Origin of the sequence: Helicobacter cetorum, assembly GCF_900198405.1 — a bacterium.
Lineage (GTDB): Bacteria > Campylobacterota > Campylobacteria > Campylobacterales > Helicobacteraceae > Helicobacter > Helicobacter cetorum_C.
Genome location: NZ_FZMR01000028.1, coordinates 22955 through 42083, shown reverse-complemented (window position 1 = coordinate 42083; position 19129 = coordinate 22955). Strand labels below are relative to the sequence as shown.

Below are 19129 nucleotides of genomic sequence, written 5' to 3'. Positions count from 1 at the left end.
GATAAGACCTTTCAAAGATGTTATACAATACATCTGTGCCTACGCCATAAGTATAAAGCCCTACATTATTATAAGTGTCTCTAAAGCCTACACTCGCTCCATTATAAGAAAAGAAACCGTAGTATCTTAGACCGATATTACGCTTTTTACCAAAGAATTGCTTGTAACCCCATTTGGTGTAAAAACCATTCATAATGTTAGTTTGACGGCTATTACCAGCTCTAAATTGGGGGAGGTAGGGGGTATCTCTCACTTCGTTGTTTAGGTTTTGAAGTTTAGTGATAGTGTTTTCAACATTAGCTAAAGCACTAGGTAAATTCGTGGCAACTTGATTGTTAATCGTGCCACTTCCTTTTAAAGATTCATTATAAGCATTTTGGAGTAGTTTTTGGGTTTGTTTGGATACATCAATGACTTGTTGCACAAGTCCTGTCAATTCGGCTGTGCTTGGGTTAGAGCCAGAGACTATAGCATCTAAGCTTGCTAGAGCGGTAGCGCTATCTAAAACGCTATCACTAATTTTAGACATGCCACTAGTGGCAGCGTTTAGAGATTGTGCGACTTGTGTAGTCATGCCGGTGATTTGCTGGGTAAGGGCTTGCAAGGCTTCTTTTGAAACATTGGCTCTACTATTATCATTTGTAGGATCACAAGCACTAATACTGCTACAATATTCTTGTTCTAGTTTTAGTATTGCTTTCTCGTTTCCCCCCTTTCCATATTCACTGATATTACCAAGCTGTTCGCCATCAAGAACGCCATTAAGGTTTTGTAAAAAGAGTGGCAAAGATTGGAAGTAGGCGATTTGATTGATGAGTTGGGGGTAGGTGGTAATACCCGGTTGGGTTACGCTCAAAATTTTGCTAACCAAAGAGTTAGGGTTAGAGCCATTAAGCATTTTTTCAACAGAATTGATGAAAGGCACATCGCAAGGGTTCGAACCGGCTTGATAGCTTTTGCCATTACAAGTTCCGGCATGATTTTGCGATGATGTGTTTAGAGTGTTCCAAAGAAATACGGGTAGTTTCACCAATTTATCTTGATCAGTATATTGAATGTAGTTTTTCAAAAAAGAGTTTAAATAGGTGCTAAAGGCATTCCCCAAACTTCCTACCACATTACCCCCTATATCTTGCCCGGCGACATTTAGGGTAACTCCGGAATTGAGCTGTTGCATTAAATAGTCTGCCTTAGCTTTCCCCGGGTTTTTAACATCTTGCATTACTTGTCCTAGCTCATAACCCACGGTAAAAAAGCCTCCATCATCTTCAGCATGACTAAGGCTGATACAAGCAACAAGACTAAAAAATAGAACTTTGCTTTTGCGTAGCATAAAACTCCTTTAAATCATTAAATTCTTAATAATCCCATTCACATTCAAAACACATGTATGTGTATGTGTATATGTATATGTATGTTTTTAAAAACTTTGATTTAATTATAGCATGATTTTGTTCTTATAAGAGTTGAATATTAACTTAATTAAATGAGTTTTGTTATTTTGAGTAATCTTTTTATACTATTTTACACAAACTTGGATTATTGTGGGGGGCATAAGTAGGGGTTTTAGGTGTTTTTATCTAAGGTTGGATAGGTTTTTCTAGCCCTTCGTAGTAGTAGGACTGAACGATACCTTTAATAAGAGTTTGTTGGTTAAAAATATCATCGCTTAAATGAGTTTTTAAAAGAGTTTTGATTTCTAAATCGTTTATGGGACTGCGCTCCATAGCACTTAAATAAGCATGTTTATCTATCTTTTCCCAATCTATGATGCGCTTGATTCTTTTTTTAAAATACAATCTAGCCATATCCTAGTAGCTCTACCATTACCCTCTAAGAAAGGGTGGGCGATATTCATCTCTACATACTTTTCTACTATTTCATCAAAGGTATTTTGAGGCATGCTCTCAATTTTAGGTAAGATGACATCTAAATACATAGAGTTAGCAAATCTAAAATTGCCTTTAAAAATGTTTTTATTTCTAATGGTTCCGTCAAATTCATATAGCCCTTGAAATAAAGCTTTATGAATGTCTAATAGGCCTTTAAGCGTGCCAACTTCAAAGCTATCTATTACTTCGTTTTCAATGAGAGTTTTGGCTCTCTCAAGGCTTTGTTTGTCAATGGAGTTCATTAAACTATCTCTCCAAAAACAAATCTTTTTCTTGAATTTCATTTTCTTCGCTTAAAATTGCCGCTCTTTCTACTACGCCTAAAAGCTCTCGCACATTGCCATGCCATGAATATTTTAAAAGGCATTTAATAGCATTCTTTGAAAAAGATTTTTGTCCTAGATTATACGCATCGCACACTTCTTTAAGCTTAATCTCAGCAATGGGTAAAATCTCTTCTACTCTCTCTCTTAAGGGGGGGATTGCTATAGGCACAATTTGTAAGCGGAAAAACAAATCTTCTCTAAACTCTTTTGAAGCGATTTTTTCTTTCATGTTAGCGTTGGTGGCTGAAATGAAACGCACATCAATTTTTATGCTCTTATTATCGCCAAGGCGTGTAACTTCTTTTTCCTGAATCACTCTTAAAAGTTTGCTTTGTAGTTGGATAGGCATTTCAGCGATTTCATCTAAAAATAGCGTGCCTTTATTCGCACTCTCAAAAAGTCCCATTTTAGGGGTGGTAGCGTCAGTGAAAGCCCCCTTTTGATACCCAAAAAGCTCGCTTTCTAATAAATGCTCTGGGATGGCGGACATATTGATTGCCATAAAGGGTTCTTTAGAGCGCTTAGAATTTTGATGGATAAAATGGGCAAAGACTTCCTTGCCTACGCCACTTTCGCCTAATAACATGACATTAGCGTCAGTGCTTGCGACTTTTAAAGCTTGGCGTTTGACTTCTTCTAGGGCAGGGGAAGTGGCTAAAAAGCTGTGTTTTTGGGCGGGGGTTTTTCTAAGGGGTTTGTCTAAGGGGTGCTTTTTTTGAAATTCTAAAACCTTTTTGGTGCGGTATATGGATTCTAAAAGGAGTTCGGGTTTGAAGGGTTTTTGGAAAAAGTCTTTCACGCCTAAACGAATGGAATCAATGGCTTTATTTAAGGTCGCATTGCCGGTGATGACAATGGATTCATATTTGCCTTCTAAAAGGCGTAAAAATTCTAAGCCATCCATATGGGGCATGTTAATATCCGTGATGATTAAATCAAAGCTTTCGTCTAGTTTAGCTAGGGCGTCTTTAGGGTTTTTGAAACTCACAATTTCTAAGTCATCTTGGAGCTCAAAAAAAAGCTCTAGGCTTTTACGCATGTTAATATCATCTTCTACAATGGCGATTTTCATTCTTCTTCCTTTCTAAAAATATCTAAAGACAGCACATTTCCTGCTAAGCTTGCCCTAACGCTTAAGGCTTTGAGATTGAGTATGCTTGTGGTGGTGGTGCCATTTTTATGGCTATTATCATAATGTGTGATAGCCACTTGGCTTTTTAAAAGACAATCTATGATTTGCTCTTTTTCTTGTTTTAAGGCTCTTTCTAAGAGAGAATTTTCTAAGCGTGCTTGGAGTATGGGGTCTTTAGAATTAATTGTGGGTAAATCTTTCGCAACAATTAAACAATGATAGTCTAAGACATAGGGGGTTGTTTCAATGCGACTAATGATAGGTCTAGAGATAGCATATTCTTCGCCCATAACTCTTGCATCAACGACTTTTAAACGATATGAGATTAAAAATTCTTGGTCTTCTAGGGGGCTAAAAGCTTTTAAAAAAGCCCCTAGCAAGTAAAAAAACAAAAAGAAACGCATTAGTCAAACAAATTTTGTGTAGGAGAGTTTTCTAAATTTTCTGGCTCTTCTTCTTTAGGGCAAGAATTGACATACACAACCTTATCAGCGGTGTCTATGAGTTTCACTCCACTAGCATTTCTTCCGGTCTCTCTAATATCTTTGATAGAAACCCTAATCATTTTTGCACTTGCAGTAAGTATCATTAAATCTAAATTTTCATCATCTACGCTAATAATACCTACTAAATTACCGGTTTTTTTAGTGAGTTTCATGCCAATCACGCCTTTACCGCCACGAGATTGCTCTCTATAAGACTCCGCTAAAGTTTGTTTGCCAAGCCCATTTTCGCTCACACTCAAAAGCTTGTTATTATCATCATAAATAACGACCGCACCAATAACAAAATCATTTTCAGCAAGTCTTATGCCCCTAACCCCTCGGCTTACTCGCCCAATTTCTCTCACATCTTCTAAGGGGAATTTAATAAAAGTTCCAGAATGTGAAGCGATGAGTAAATGTTTAGAATTTTTATCCACAATTTTTGCGCTCACTAATTCATCATCTTCATCTAAATTAATCGCTTTGATACCGCTATAACTTCTATTGCTACCAAATTCGCTTAAATTCGTGCGTTTTACGACACCATTTTTAGTGAAAAAAGCTAGTGAGCGTTCATCACTAAAGTCTTTGGTGCTTAGAGTTGCCATAATCTTTTCATCAGGGGCTAGTGAGATTAAATTGACTATGGCTTTACCCATAGCGGTTCTACTTGCTTCTGGGATTTTATAGACTTTCAAATGATACAACTGACCTTTATTCGTGATAAAGAGCAAAATATCATGCGTGTTAGCCACAAAAAAGCTTTCAATAAAATCATCTTCATAAGTGCTACCAGATAGCTTGCCCTTACCGCCACGATTTTGTCTCTCATAGACTTTTAAATCCACTCTTTTCACATAGCCTTTATGGCTCATACTCACTACCATAGGCTCATTAGCGATTAAATCTTCTATATCAATATTTTCATAGGATTCTTGAATTTCAGTGCGTCTTTTAGAAGAAAACTGCTCTTTAACTTCTAAAAGCTCTGTTTTTACGACTTCATTTAAGCGAGTTTCACTCTTTAAAATGCCATTTAAATCTTCAATTAGCTCTAGCAAGTTTTGATATTCTTCTTTGATTTTATCTCTTTCTAGGCCGGTTAGGCGTTGCAAACGCATTTCTAATATGGCTTTGCTTTGAATTTCACTCAAACTAAAACGCTCCATTAAAGCGTTTTTGGCTACTTCTGGGCTCTCGCTTGTTTTAATGAGTTGCACGATTTCATCAATATTATCTAGGGCTATTAAATAGCCTTCTAAAATATGAGCTCTAGCTTTGGCTTTTTCTAATTCAAATATGGTGCGTCTAATGACTATGGTCTTTCTATGGCTTAAGAATAGATGTAAGAGTTCTAAAAGTGTGAAAATCTTAGGCTCTTTATTGTAAATGGCGAGTAGGATAATGCTAAAAGTGGTTTCCATAGTAGTGAGTTTGTAGAGATGGTTTAAGACAATTTCACTCATCGCATCTCTTTTTAACTCAATCACCACTCTAATACCTTCTCTATCAGATTCATCACGCACTTCAGAAATGCCTTCAATTTGTTTGTCTCGCACTAAATCGCTGATTTGTTCTACTAATTTAGCTTTATTGGTTTGATAGGGCATTTCATCTAAAACAATGATGTCTTTATTTTTAGTCTTTTCCACATGCACTTTGGCTCTAACTTTCACACGTCCACGCCCTGTTTTATAGGCTTCAATAATGCCTGATTTGCCATAGATGATTCCTCCAGTTGGAAAATCTGGTCCTTCAACAAATTCTAAAATTTTATTCAACTCTGCGTTAGGGTTTTCTAATACATGCACTAAAGCGTCTATGATTTCATCAATTCTATGGGGAGGTATAGAAGTAGCCATGCCTACTGCAATACCATTAGCCCCATTGACTAAGAGATTAGGCAGTCGGCTTGGTAAAATATCAGGTTCTTTTAAGGTATCGTCATAGTTAGGCACAAAATCTATGGTGTCTTTGTCAATATCTCTTAAAATTTCTTCACTCGCTTTGGTCATTCTAGCTTCGGTATAACGCATAGCAGCGGCATTATCGCCATCAATAGAACCAAAGTTTCCTTGCCCATCTACTAATTCTAAACGCATAGAAAAATCTTGTGCCATTCTTACTAGGGCGTCATAAACGGCGATATCGCCATGGGGGTGGTATTTACCGATAACATCACCCACAATTCTAGCGCTCTTTTTGTAAGCGACTTTAGAAGTGAGACCTAGTTCATTCATTGCATATAAAATCCGCCTATGCACGGGTTTTAAGCCATCTCTAGCATCAGGTAAGGCACGCCCAATAATAACACTCATAGAATAGGCTAAATAACTCTCTTCAATAGAAGAATCAATTCCTACTTCTATAATATTTTTGTCTTTCTCAATCAAGCTATCTTGCATGTTTCTCCCTAAAATTTAATTGCTTTGATAGAGCATTAAAAGATAACGCCCCCAAATAAAAGCCCAAAAAATTAGCCCTATGAGCTGGGCTGAACTAGCAATATCTTTAGCTTTCTTAGCTAGGGGGTGAAATTCTGTGCCGGTATAATCTACAGCCTTTTCAATAGAGCTGTTAAACAACTCAATAATTACCGATAAAAAGCAAGGCAAAATCAATAGTCCCCATTCTAAAAAATCCTTAGCAAGATAGCTTGCTAGAATAATACAAATTAGAGCTAAGGTTAATACTTGCCTAAAAGCACTCTCTTCTGCCCATGCGCATTTAAGCCCATCTTTAGAATAAAAAAAGGCTTTAATAATGCGTTTAATGCCTTTTGCTTTAGGGGGAGTTTTCATTAAGCTATTGGACATTAAATTGATAAGATTTAAAAAAATGTTGACCAAGGGGCATTTTAGCCATTTCTCTTAGGTTAAAGAATGCTTTGGTATCTTTGACATTAGCGCTTAGTGTGATAGTAGAACGCTCTTCTTTAGCCATTGCAACAAGGGCTTTTAAGAAATCCTTAGAATTTTTTTGAATTTCAAAGTAAGTGGGGTTATCCTTGAAGTCTGATTGGAGTAAAGCTATAAGATGTTCTTCTAAAAAGAGTAATGTGCTATCATAAGGGATATTAGGAGCTTGATGAGAGCGTAAGCTAAAATAAGGGGAGAAAAAGGACAAGCTCTCTTTGTTTTGGTTATAGAATGGCTCTAAGAGTTTTTTAAGATGATTGGATTTTAAAGAAAGTTCTGAATGATAGAATGAAAAATGCAAATTATCTTTCAAGTTTTCTAAAGCCCCCTTATCTTGCGAAGTTAAAGTCTCTAAAATACTCTTAATGGAGAGATTGTTTTGAGTGATAGCCTTAGTGTCTTGAGAGAAAGTGTAAGAGAGAATTTTTTGTTGGTTAGATAAATCGCATTTTAGATGGCTGTCTAGGGTTTTAGTGTCTATGGCGTTGAATTTTAGAGAGCATTTTAAATGCGTAGGCTTAGTCTTTTCAAAGAGAGTGTTTAGGTCTTTTAGGGGGATTTGAGTGATTTTTTCATGTGCTAATTGCTCTAAAATAGGGGATTTAGCTTGAGATTTGATAGAAAGAGTGAGCGAGCTTTTGTCTAAAGACTCTAACCCTAAGATAAAATTTTCAAAATCAATCACTTGAGAGGAATTTTTATCTAAAAGGCTGAGTTTTTTAGATGAGCATGATATTTTAAAAAGCCCTTGACATTCAAAAGGAGAAAAAGTAATGGCTTGTTGCTGGTTTAAAGCACCATTGATATGGGTGGTTAAAAATTTTTTAACTGAAATGCTTGTAAAAACAATGAAAACACCCAAAAGAGTGCATATTAAAGCACCAACCCCTAAACTCCAATACATGAATTTTTTAGTCAAAAATACCCTTTTTATTTAAAGCATAATTAAATTTAATTGTAGCATAATCGTGCTTAAAATTAAACCCATAAAATTAAAAGGCAAAATTCAATTCTAATGTGCCAATTTGATGGTGCTTAGGTTGGGATTGGAAGGTTTTACTAATATCAGTGATAGTAAAAGCTACTCTAAGTCCACGCCACATCATAGCTGCTCCCACTTCGCTAGTATAAACGAAGTATTCTAAATTAGCAATGCCTCTAGTTTCTGGGCTATTCCCCTCAATAAAAACATTCCAAGGTTGGAAACGCCCAAACGCCCCCGCAAAGAAATAAAGCGAAAATTTATCGCTATAAGGCACTCCGCCATTAAAGGCGGTATTAACTTTATTCACGCCATAATCTGCGTCTAAATTGTATCCAAACCTAAAGAGTGAGCCTAATTGAAAATAATCCCTTGCATTACCTAATTCAACATTTAAGCCCGGCATTAGCTCCATAGAAAAAAAGCGCGTGGTTAAAAGGGGGACTTTTTTAAGTAATTGGTAATGAAATTCAAAAATAAATTCTTGTTTGATTTGTTTATCCCAACCATAAAATTGAGGGTCTTGCCCCCATTTATGGATAAGTTCTTGGGTTCGTGCTGCTAGTGAACCTCGCCCTGTTGTGCCTAAAGAAAGCGTGAATAATTCCATAAAAGTTTTATGGCGGTTATATACATTTAAATTCACTCTTAAGTAGCCCCCATAAGGGTGGTTATGGTGCAAATCTTGCAATTTTCTGTTTTTGAGCGCTGGAGTGTACATATCTTGTGCTAAAGAAATGCCAAAGCGAGTAACCCTAGGGCTTTTATTAAAAAATCCAATGTAGGAAGTCCATTTCATGTATTTATTTTTAGAAAAATCAAACTCTCTTGTGGTAAAGCCAATTTGAGTGCCGGCGGTGTAATACTCGTCAATATAAGGATTGATATAGCCATCATTTTCAGTCAGCAAATTGATAGAATAGCGTTTATGTGGGACTAGAGGCCCTGTGGGACTTATTTCTTTAGAAATATTTTTATGGTGTTTTGCCCAAGCGACCATGCTAAGAGATAAAAGAATAACAATTTTAAAACGCAAAGAAATCCTTTGTAAAATATTATTAAGCTTTAAAAGCTACTATTATAGAGAGTTTTGGCGTATTCAAAAGTGAAAAAAGCCTTTTCTTTAGGGGTTTTAAAATTCAAGCCCTTATTTTTAGAGACCACTTGTCCTAATAGTAGCGTTTCAATATTATACTCTTGTGCTAATAAGAGAAAGTTTTTTTTCTTGTCTTTAGGAATTTCTGCAATCACAGAACTTGTATTTTCGCTAAATAATAAAGCCTTGTTTTTTACAAAAATAAAAAACCCTTTATTACCTAAAAGAGCCATTTTACTTAAGCCTATGCTTAAGCCCCCTTTGCCTAAATTTTTAGAAGAAACTATCAAGCGCTTTTCAATCGCTTTTTCTAAAAATTCGCATAAGGTTTTTTCGTATTCTAAATTGATTTTTAAAACTTCACCCTCTAAGGTCTTATCAAAAATCTTTTGAGTGAGACTGCCTACAAAATTTATTGTGCTATCGCCCACTAAAAAAAGGGCGTTATTTTCTTGTTTTAAAGAAGAGCTTATGGGGTGGTTATGTTTAATGATGCCTACAGCCACTATACTTGGTGTGGGGTAAATATTGGTTTTTAAAGTTTGGTTATAAAAAGAGACATTACCGCTTACTATAGGGGTTTTTAGAACTTCACAAGCCTCTTTAAGCCCCTCAATGCTTTCTTTAAACTGCCACATCACTTCTAAATCTTTAGGATTACCAAAATTTAAGCAATCGCTAATGCCTAGCACTTTAGCTCCCCTTAAGACGCTATCTCGTGCCACTCTAGCTAGAGTGTGTTTAGCCCCTTCTTTAGGGTCTAAATAGCATAAATTTTCTAAACACCCTATGCTTAGAGTGAGTTTGACATTATTTTCTTCTACTTGAATAAGGCTTGCATCACAATTTCCATTACCTAAAAGGGTGTTTAATAAAATGGTGTCATCATATTGTTCATAAATCGCTTTTTTATCCACCACTTCTATAGCGCTTAATAGGGTTTCATAAATTTCTTTTAAGGGTTTGTTAGGAAGTGTGGGCTTAGGCTTATTTTTAAGCTCTTTATAATAAGAGGGTTCTTTAAGGGGGCGTTTTAAAGGCTCTACTTTAGAGAGTTTAGTAGGAATATCAGCACATAATTCATTGTGATAAAAAAGCTTGATATGAGGCTCTTTTATCACATGCCCTATAACACAAGCCTCTAAATCCCATTTTTTAAAAATCTCTATTATTTCTTGCTCTTTAGATTTTTTAGCGCAAATGAGCATGCGTTCTTGTGATTCGCTTAGCATGATTTCTATGGGGGTTAGATTTTTGGTGGTTGGTACTTTATCAAGGTGTAATTCTATACCGCTTTGCCCTTTTAGTGCCATTTCAAACGAGGCGTTAGCAAGCCCTGCTGCACCCATATCTTGAATGCCTATAATAAGACCTTTTAATTCTAAGCATGCCTCTAAGAGTAATTTTTCACAAAAGGGGTCGCCAACTTGTATGTTTTGGTGTGTGTTTTTAGAGTTTTTGTCAAAACGATGGCTACTCATTATAGCTCCAAGAATGCCATCAATGCCGGTTTTGCTCCCTACATAAATCATGGCATTGCCTACGCCTTTAGCATGGCTATAAAAAATTTCTTCTTTTTTGACAATGCCTAAACAAAACGCATTCACTAAGATATTGTTTTCATAGCATGCATTAAAGTTTGTTTCGCCATTTAAGGTGGGCACACCCATGCAATTCCCATAAGAACTAATGCCTTGCGTTACGCCTTCAACTAAATGGCGCTGATATGCGCTCATTTTAGGGCGTGTTTCTCCAAAGCGTAAGAAATTAAGATTAGCTATTGGTCTAGCCCCCATAGCAAAAATATCACGCATAATCCCTCCAACCCCACTCATAGCCCCTAATTTTGGCTCAATAAAGCTTGGATGGTTATGCGATTCAATTTTAAAAACAGCCCCATAGCCTTTAGTAATGTCTATAATGCCTGCATTTTCGCCAGGCCCTTGAATCACTTGAGGGGCTTTTGTAGGAAGGGTTTCTAAAAAAAATTTACTAGACTTATAACTGCAATGTTCGCTAAAAAGTGTGCCTAAAATCCCCATTTCTAAGAGATTAGGCACACGATTTAAGGAGGTTTTTATATGGTTATAATCTTTTAAGCTCAGTTGGTATGTTTTTAAGATACTTTCTAATTGGCTATCACTAGTAGCACCATTCATTAGATTAGCTCTGTAGCAATTTCTTGTTGTAGAGCTGTATTAAACACGCTTGAATAAGATTTATTTTTGGGGAGTTTTTCTAAGAAATCTTGCAAGATTTCTATGTATTGCTCTTTGTTTAAAGCCCCTTTTAAGACTTCGTATTTCAAAAAAAGCCAATAGGTGTTTAACACATCGCTTTGACAATAGTTATCAATGGTGGTCTTTTTGTCAACTTCATTTAAAGTAGTGTCATAATAAATCGCATGCACTAAGTCCCCACTCATATCAAATTTACCCGGAATATTAGTCATAGCGCAAATGCCATTTAAATTCAAACCCCTAACTGAGCCATAATGACTCAAGCTATCCATTAAATCCAAATGAAATTGCTCGCTATAGCGTGAGCGGTAATTCTCCCATTTATTTTCTTGATTATAAAACGCATCTAAAGTTAGATTGTATTTAAGAGCTTTTAAAGTGAGTAGGGGCATATCAAAGCCTCTTCCATTAAAGCTTACAAGGCGTGGCTTTTTAGAATTAAAGTAATTGAAAAAGTCTGTTAAAAGCTCTTTTTCGCTTGTAAAACTCTCTTTATTTTGACCAAAATTCCCTACTTTAATAAACTTTCCATAATCATCGCCAATAACGGCTGAAATAGAGACTACTTCGTGCAAGTAAAGGGGTAAAAACTCGCTCCCACTTTTTTCTTTTTGCTTTTCAAAGCTTAATTCACAAATTTTTAAATCATTTTCTTCTTCTAGCTGAAAATATTCTTTACATAAGCTTGTATTAGGAATCGTTTCTATATCAAACACACATAACATTATGCACCCTCATAAATTTTAATATTATCGGTCTTATTATAATAATTAGTCTTATAATGCTATAATCCTAACTTCTAATGTGGGAACTATATAACAAAAAAGATTAAAAATAACTCAAAGGTTTTTTGGAGATTAGCATGAAAGAAATCATAATCGCTCTTGTAGGACAACCTAATGTAGGGAAGTCATCTCTAATCAATGCACTCAGCAACGCTCATTTGAAAGTGGGGAATTTTGCCGGAGTTACCGTGGATAAAATGGAAGTGAGTTTGACTCACAAAGAGCATAAAATCACTATCATTGATTTGCCCGGCACTTACGCACTCAATGACTTCACTACTGAAGAAAAAGTTACTAAAGATTTTTTAGAAAATGAAAAATACGACTTAATTGTCAATGTAGTAGACTCTACTAATTTAGAGCGTAATTTAGCCTTAAGCTTTCAACTACTAGATACGAATAAAAAAATGTTGCTTGCACTCAATATGTGGGATGAAGCACAAAAAGAAGGTATCAGTATTGATGTAGAAAAGCTTTCTAAGGAATTAGGGGTTGTATGTGTGCCTACGAGTGCTCGCTCTAAAGAAGATTGTTTAAATACAGAGCATTTACTAGATGAGATTGTAACCCTTTATTCTCAAAATACTATAAAGAATGAAAATATAAAGGTTCAATCCCAAAGTTTTAATCAATGCTTGGAATATAGTAGTTTGGCTAAAAAAACCGCTCAATTAGTCATTAAAGAGCATAAGCACAATGAGAGTTTTGAACGCACTTATAAGATTGATAAGATTTTAATGCATGAGCGTTATGGCATTTTGATTTTCTTGGGGTTTATGCTAATCATTTTTTCTTTGAGCTTTTTAATAGGGGGGGCATTACAAGAAGTAGTTGAAGAGGGGTTTAATTTTTTAAGCGATAGTATCAAAGAGCATGTGGCTAATGAAGATTTAGCGTCTTTAATAGGCGATGGAATTATTGGAGGCGTTGGGGCAACCATTTCGTTCTTACCATTAATTGTGGTGTTATATTTTGGGATTTCTTTACTAGAGACGACGGGTTATATGAGTAGGGTGGCGTTTCTACTAGATGGAATATTGCATAAATTTGGCTTGCATGGAAAGAGCTTCATACCTTTAATTACAGGGTTTGGTTGCTCGGTGCCAGCTTACATGGCAACAAGAACTTTACAAAATCATAATGAACGATTAATCACGCTTTTTGTGATTGGTTTTATGAGCTGTTCTGCAAGACTTCCTATTTATGTGCTGTTTGTAGGCTCGTTTTTCCCCTCTTCTAGTGCAGGATTTGTGCTGTTTTGCATTTATGTTTTAGGGGCGATTGTGGCGTTAGTTATGGCAAAACTATTAAAACTAAGCGTGTTTAAAGGACAAACAGAATCTTTTATTATGGAAATGCCAAAATACCGCTTTCCTAGTGCTAGAATGGTGTGGTTTAGCATCTATACCAAATCGCTTTCTTATCTTAAAAAGGCTGGGACTTATATTTTAATGGGGGCGATTTTGATTTGGTTTATGTCTCAATACCCTAAAGATGATGCGATTATGAAAACTTATAAACAAGAAAGCTTATTGATTAAAAAAGACACTAGCCTTTCACAAGAAGTTAAAGAAGAAAAATTAAAAGAATTAAAAATAGAGCTAGACAAAAAGAATTTAGAAAATAGTCTTGTAGGAAGAATAGGGGTGCATTTAGAAAAAGTCTTTAGTCCTATGGAGTTTGATTGGCGTTTGAGTGTATCACTTGTTACTGGATTTATGGCTAAAGAAGTGGTAGTCTCTACTCTAGGGGTATTATTTTCTTTAGAAGATGAAGATGAAAAATCTAGCGCTTTTAGAGAGATAGTTAGAAAAGATGTGAGCGTGCCTAGTGGGATTGCCTTTATCGTGTTTGTGATGTTTTATATTCCTTGTTTTGCAGCTACGATTACTTTTGGCAGAGAAGCTGGAGGGATAAAGTTTGTAATATATTTATTCGTATTTACAACGATAGTAGCGTATGTGTTTTCACTCATTGCTTTTTATGCGACTAAAGTCTTTTTGGCATTATAAAAAATAATTTTTTAATAAGCGGAATTTTTAACGCTTATTGAAATTTAATCACCTGTATTAAAAATAGAATTTTTAATTAGTGATAATGACTTCAATAATTTTTATATCATTTTAAGTTAATAATAATAGTAATTTTTATATAATCGCACCGAATTTGTTTTAACTCATTGTAAAAGTAAAAGGGTGTTAATGAAAAAAATTGTCGTTTTTACATGCATAATAGGAATGTCTAATGTGTATGCCATAAAAACTCATCGCTTAGGAAAGGTGGAAACTTCAGGGACTGCATTAAATGAAGAAGCGCCTTTAAGCTGGAAAAGCAAGGAAGTTAAAAACTATATTGGTTCTCGCACGATTATTTCTCATAAGCAACTGACCCAAACGGCTAATCAGAGCATTGAAGAGGCTTTGCAAAATGTGCCGGGTGTGCATATTAGAAATGCTACAGGTATTGGAGCGGTGCCTGTCTTTTCTATAAGGGGTTTTGGTGGGGGAGGCTCTGGGCATTCTAATACGGGCATGATTTTAGTCAATGGTATTCCTATCTATGAAGCGCCTTACGCTAATATCAGTATGGCAATTTTTCCGGTAACCTTTCAATCTGTGGATAGAATCAGTGTGATTAAGGGTGGGGAGAGCGTGCGCTATGGCCCTAATGTCTTTGGAGGGGTTATTAATGTTATTACTAAAAGCATTCCTTATAAATGGGTCAATCAAGTGAGTGAACGCACCACTTTTTGGGGGAAAGCTAGAAATGGTGGCTTTGTCAATAAAGACGCTAAAAATATCAATAAGAGCTTGGGCAATAACATGCTCTTTGATACTTACTTAAAAACCGGTGGCATGATAAACAAGCATTTTGGCGTGCAAGCTCAAGCGAATTGGCTTAAAGGACAAGGCTTTAGAGATAATAGCCCTACAAGCATTCAAAACTACATGCTAGATTTGTTGTATCAAATCAATGATAACAATAAAATCACAGCGTTTTATCAATACTACACTTATAGTATGGCCGATCCGGGTTCTTTAGGGGCTAAGGCTTATGAAGAAAATCGTTTTCAAAATAACCGCCCTAATAATCTTAAGGGAGGGAGTGCGAATCGTTGGGGAGCGATGTATCAAGGGTTTTTTGGAGATGCAGATAAAATAGGGGGGGATTTTACTTTTAATTACTATGGGCATGATATGAAAAGGGATTTTCAGTTTGATTCTAATTATTTGAATGTCAACACTAACCCTTTGCAAGGTCCAGTCTATACCGACCAAAATTATATAGGGTTTTATAATTTTAACCATGTGCGCCGTTATGTGATGAATGCGTTTGAGCCTAATTTGAGATTGATTGTAAAAACTGATAAAGTTAAGCAGACTTTTAATGTGGGCATGCGTTTTATGACAATGGATATGTATTTCAAAGTATTAAAAAGCACTTGCAAAAAGGCTGATTTTTCTAATGGCTTATGCCATATGCCAACCCCTAGTTTTCAAAAAAGTCCCGGTAGCAATCAAGAGATGTTTAATAACTACACAGCACTATGGCTAAGCGATAAAATAGAATTTTTTCAAGGTAAATTAGTTTTTACGCCGGGGGTGCGCTACACTTTTTTGAATTATGATACTAAAGAGCCTTTAAAACATGATTATGAAGTATGGACAAATAAAAAACAAAGGCAAAATGAATGGAGTCCTGCTTTTAACATTGGCTATAAACCCACAGAAGATTGGGTATGGTATGCGAATTATCGCCGAAGTTTTATCCCCCCACAGCATAAAATGGTAGGGATTTTTAGCACTAATTACAATCAAATTTTTAATGAAGTTGAGGTGGGTCAGCGCTATAGCTATAAGGATAAGTTGAGTTTTAATGCGAATTATTTTGTGATTTTTGCTAATCGCTATTATATGGGTGGGTATAGCAAAGCGCCTATTAATGCTAGAAGCCAAGGCGTGGAATTAGAATTGTATTATACGCCTATTAGGGGGTTACAATTTCATCTAGCTTACACTTATATAGACGCACGAGTTACGACTAGGGCTAAGGATAAGGGGGCGTATTTTAAGGGGATTGTCAATCATTCTTTTGATATTTATAATAAGCGTTTGCCCTATGTCAGCCCCAATCAATTTGTGTTTGATATGATGTATACTTATAAGCAAACGACTTTTGGTTTGAGTAGTTATTTTTATAGTCGTTCGTATAGCTCTATTTTAAATCAAGCCAAAGATGAAACGGTGTGCATGAAATTAAACCCTAAAGAGACCGGTGGGCTAGAATATGGCTGTAATTCGGTGGGGCTTTTGCCATGGTATTGGGTATGGAATATTCAAGTAAGCTCGGTCTTATGGCAAAGTGGTAGGCATAAAATCACCGGAAGTTTGCAGGTGAATAATATTTTTAATATGAAATACTATTTTAGGGGGATTGGCACAAGCCCTACAGGCAGAGAGCCAGGACCTGGGCGTTCGGTTACGGCGTATTTGAATTATGAATTTTAAACTTCTTTAAGCTCATCTTATTTTTAGCTTGCTTTTTTTGCAAGCGTTTATTTTTGCAACAATAAATATTAATTTTTTTGTTTAAAATATTAAAAAATTTATTTTAAGAAAACCGCTTTTTTATCTTTTTGATATTGACATTTAAGATTATTATCATTATATTACGCAAGTTTTGTATAGTAATTACAATTATCATTATATATTTTTGGTGGTAAAATGAAGTGTAGAAGTTGGTTGTTATTGGTATTGCTTGGAATGAGTGTTATGCAGGCTAAAAGCTCTAAGAAGTCCTATACGCTAAGCAAGGTGCAAGCTTTAGGAATGAATGATGTAGATTCTAGGGGTTATGGTGGGATTGATACGCCTAAAAATTGGCAAAGCTCTAGTGTGAGAAATTTTGCCGGTAGTAGGAGCATTATCTCACATAAGCAAATCACGCAAACGGCTAATCAAAGCGTTGAAGAGGCTTTGCAAAATGTGCCGGGTATTCAAATTAGAAATTTCAATGGCACAGGCATAGAGCCATCAATTAGTGTGAGAGGTTTTGGGGCAGGGGCTGCTGGACATAGTGATACGGGCATGATTTTAATGAATGGTGTGCCTATTTATGCAGACCCTTATTCTGCCATTAGAATACCGCTTATGCCTATCAATTTTTTAAATGTGGATAGGATTGATGTGATTAAGGGTGGTTCAAGCGTCCAATATGGGCCTAACACTTTTGGAGGGGTTATTAATGTTATCACTAAAGAAATCCCTAAAAAATGGGTTAATGAAGTAGCAGAGAGGACAACCTTTTGGGGGAGGGCTAGAAATAGCGGTTTTGTAAGCACACAAGATAAGCCTATCAATAAAAGTTTAGCTAATAACATGCTTTTTGATACTTATTTAAAAAGTGGGGGCATGATAAATAAACATTTTGGGGTGCAAATTCAAGCGGATTGGCTTAAGGGGCAAGGCTTTAGATATAACAGCCCTACTGATAATCAAAACTACATGTTAGAGGGGGTTTGGAAAATTAATGCTAATAATAGTATTAAAGCCTATTATCAATACTATAGTTTTTTCTTTGCTGACCCGGGAAGTTTGAGTATAGAGGCGTATAATACAAATCGTTTTCAAAACAACCGCCCTAATAACACTAAAAGCGGTCGCTCTAAGCGTTTTGGCATTGTGTATCAAAACTATTTTGGCACCAGTGAAAAACTAAATGGAGATTTTAGTTTCACTTATTATACGCAAGATTTAAGTAGGGATTTTAAATTTGATACCAATTTTTTAAATGTCAATAGTAACCCTGAAAATGGGCCTGTTTATACTGATGATAATTATAATGGTTTTGCAGTGTTTCAGCACCCAAGAAGATTTGTTTTCAATGCGTTTGAGCCAAAATTACATTTAAATGTCAAAACCGGTAATATTAAGCAAACTTTTACAGCTGGAATGCGCTTTTTTGCATCAGATTTGTATTTCCCCCCTGCTTTAAGAGATACTACTACTTGTAAAGCTGGCTGGACACCTTTAAAAGGCACGATTTATAATGAAAGCTTGCAAGATTTAGAAGATAATGGCGTGAGTGTTAAAGCGGGGGTGGATACTATGGGAAAAAGCGTGCAAGAATTGCAACAAGAGGGGGCTTTAGGGTATAACACAAGCGATTGTTCTCAAAGTGGCTATCAGTGGAATTACGCTTTTTTTCCTTACCAACGCTTAAATAATAATTTCACTGCCGTATATCTAAGCGATAAAATTGATTTATTTGATGGCAAATTAGTGATTACACCGGGTATTCGCTACACTTTTTTGAACTACCACTACCATGTTAAAATGCTTAATCCTAATTACCAATATGATGTAGAAGACATTCATGCAAAAGGTAGTGATGATTACATCATACGAGATTATCCTAAGCAAAATAATGAGTTTAACCCTGCTGTTAGTATTGCTTATAAGCCTATTAGTAATTGGGTGTTGTATTTTAATTACCAACGCAGTTTTATCCCCCCTCAACAAGGCATGGCGGCTTTTTATAATGGGTTTTATAGGCAGTTTTATACCCAAACTTTTAATGAAATAGAAGCAGGCTCTCGCTATTCTTATAAAGATAAATTGAGTTTTAATTCTAATTATTTCATCACTTTTGCGCATGATTATAACTCTGGGGGTTATACTTCTGTGCCTATTGATGGGCGTTCTCAAGGCGTGGAATTAGAATTGTATTATGCACCTATTAGAGGCTTGCAATTTCATGCAGCTTATACTTATATTGATGCGCTCATTACAAATAATGGAGCGAGCAACCCCTTTTTTGTGGGTATTGTTAATTCTTCTTATGAAGGGCATTATGATTCTTTTAATATTAAAGGCAAGCGATTTCCTTATGTTAGCCCTAATCAATTTGTTTTTGATGCAAGATATACTTATAAGAATACGACGATTGGATTATCAAGCTTTTTTTATAGCCGTTCATATAGCAGTATGCTAAATAGTGATAAGTCTAAGCAAGTGTGTGGGTATATTGAGCCTTTATGGGGGATCAATTATCAGTGTAATAATGTGGGTATGTTGCCTTGGTATTGGGTGTGGAACATTCAAATTAGTCAAGTGTTGTGGCAAAGTGGCAGACATAAAATTACAGCGAGCTTGCAAGTGAATAATATCTTTAATATGAAATACTATTTTAGAGGGATTGGCACTAGCCCTACAGGCAGACAGCCAGGGCCTGGGCGTTCAATTACTTGCTTTATTAATTATCAGTTTTAGGG

At 35.8% G+C, this 19129-nt stretch carries 12 protein-coding genes and 1 pseudogene; 3 read left to right on the top strand and 10 right to left on the bottom strand.

What is annotated here, in order from left to right; all coding sequences use genetic code 11:
- The 10 genes and pseudogenes from C6H25_RS07815 to C6H25_RS07770 all read right to left on the bottom strand — a co-directional run.
- Nucleotides 1-1333: outer membrane beta-barrel protein (locus tag C6H25_RS07815; protein ID WP_104748870.1), on the bottom strand; the 1333-nt coding region annotated here is incomplete at its 3' end.
- 247 nt (nt 1334-1580) lie between these two features.
- A pseudogene (fic, locus tag C6H25_RS07810) lies at nt 1581-2134 on the bottom strand (protein adenylyltransferase Fic).
- A gap of 4 nt (nt 2135-2138) precedes the next feature.
- Nucleotides 2139-3290, bottom strand: coding sequence for a sigma-54-dependent transcriptional regulator (locus C6H25_RS07805; RefSeq protein ID WP_104748869.1), 1152 nt, complete (start codon nt 3288-3290; stop codon nt 2139-2141).
- Nucleotides 3287-3754: a hypothetical protein gene (locus C6H25_RS07800; RefSeq protein ID WP_104748868.1), complete on the bottom strand. Its 468-nt coding sequence runs from the start codon at nt 3752-3754 to the stop codon at nt 3287-3289. Before C6H25_RS07800 ends, C6H25_RS07805 begins: the two co-directional genes overlap by 4 nt.
- Nucleotides 3754-6240, bottom strand: a complete 2487-nt coding sequence (gene gyrA, locus C6H25_RS07795) for a DNA topoisomerase (ATP-hydrolyzing) subunit A (RefSeq protein WP_104748867.1) — start codon at nt 6238-6240, stop codon at nt 3754-3756. The genes C6H25_RS07800 and gyrA overlap by 1 nt, the downstream gene beginning before the upstream one ends.
- A gap of 15 nt (nt 6241-6255) precedes the next feature.
- Nucleotides 6256-6636 (bottom strand): diacylglycerol kinase, encoded by a 381-nt coding sequence (locus C6H25_RS07790; RefSeq protein WP_104748872.1) that lies wholly within the window; start codon nt 6634-6636, stop codon nt 6256-6258.
- Between the two features lie 4 nt (nt 6637-6640).
- Nucleotides 6641-7672, bottom strand: coding sequence for a hypothetical protein (locus tag C6H25_RS07785; RefSeq protein ID WP_104748866.1), 1032 nt, complete (start codon nt 7670-7672; stop codon nt 6641-6643).
- 73 nt (nt 7673-7745) lie between these two features.
- Complete coding sequence (locus C6H25_RS07780; RefSeq protein ID WP_418904560.1) at nt 7746-8735, bottom strand: lipid A deacylase LpxR family protein; 990 nt, start codon at nt 8733-8735, stop codon at nt 7746-7748.
- A gap of 65 nt (nt 8736-8800) precedes the next feature.
- Nucleotides 8801-10990, bottom strand: a complete 2190-nt coding sequence (gene purL, locus C6H25_RS07775) for a phosphoribosylformylglycinamidine synthase subunit PurL (protein ID WP_104748864.1) — start codon at nt 10988-10990, stop codon at nt 8801-8803.
- Entirely contained in the window at nt 10990-11796 is an 807-nt protein-coding gene (locus C6H25_RS07770; RefSeq protein ID WP_104748863.1) for a 3'-5' exonuclease, read from the bottom strand. The genes purL and C6H25_RS07770 overlap by 1 nt, the downstream gene beginning before the upstream one ends.
- A gap of 137 nt (nt 11797-11933) precedes the next feature.
- Between C6H25_RS07770 and feoB the strand changes: the two genes are divergently transcribed.
- The 3 genes from feoB (at nt 11934) to C6H25_RS07755 (ending at nt 19127) form a co-directional block, all read left to right on the top strand.
- Nucleotides 11934-13868, top strand: a complete 1935-nt coding sequence (feoB, locus tag C6H25_RS07765; RefSeq protein ID WP_104748862.1) for a ferrous iron transport protein B — start codon at nt 11934-11936, stop codon at nt 13866-13868.
- Nucleotides 13869-14093: 225 nt separating this feature from the next.
- Nucleotides 14094-16364 (top strand): TonB-dependent receptor family protein, encoded by a 2271-nt coding sequence (locus C6H25_RS07760; protein ID WP_418904559.1) that lies wholly within the window; start codon nt 14094-14096, stop codon nt 16362-16364.
- A gap of 234 nt (nt 16365-16598) precedes the next feature.
- A complete protein-coding gene (locus C6H25_RS07755; RefSeq protein ID WP_233707360.1) occupies nt 16599-19127 on the top strand; it encodes a TonB-dependent receptor family protein in 2529 nt (842 codons plus the stop codon).
- The last annotated feature ends 2 nt before the right edge of the window (nt 19128-19129 follow it).

Bases quoted from the DNA above. Each gene is read 5' to 3' on its own strand.
- C6H25_RS07780 (WP_418904560.1), bottom strand. From the start codon at position 8,735: ATGGTCGCTTGGGCAAAACACCATAAAAATATTTCTAAAGAAATAAGT.
- C6H25_RS07790 (WP_104748872.1), bottom strand. From the start codon at position 6,636: ATGAAAACTCCCCCTAAAGCAAAAGGCATTAAACGCATTATTAAAGCC.
- C6H25_RS07805 (WP_104748869.1), bottom strand. From the start codon at position 3,290: ATGAAAATCGCCATTGTAGAAGATGATATTAACATGCGTAAAAGCCTA.
- C6H25_RS07800 (WP_104748868.1), bottom strand. From the start codon at position 3,754: ATGCGTTTCTTTTTGTTTTTTTACTTGCTAGGGGCTTTTTTAAAAGCT.
- purL (WP_104748864.1), bottom strand. From the start codon at position 10,990: ATGAATGGTGCTACTAGTGATAGCCAATTAGAAAGTATCTTAAAAACA.
- C6H25_RS07760 (WP_418904559.1), top strand. From the start codon at position 14,094: ATGTCTAATGTGTATGCCATAAAAACTCATCGCTTAGGAAAGGTGGAA.
- feoB (WP_104748862.1), top strand. From the start codon at position 11,934: ATGAAAGAAATCATAATCGCTCTTGTAGGACAACCTAATGTAGGGAAG.
- C6H25_RS07770 (WP_104748863.1), bottom strand. From the start codon at position 11,796: ATGTTATGTGTGTTTGATATAGAAACGATTCCTAATACAAGCTTATGT.
- gyrA (WP_104748867.1), bottom strand. From the start codon at position 6,240: ATGCAAGATAGCTTGATTGAGAAAGACAAAAATATTATAGAAGTAGGA.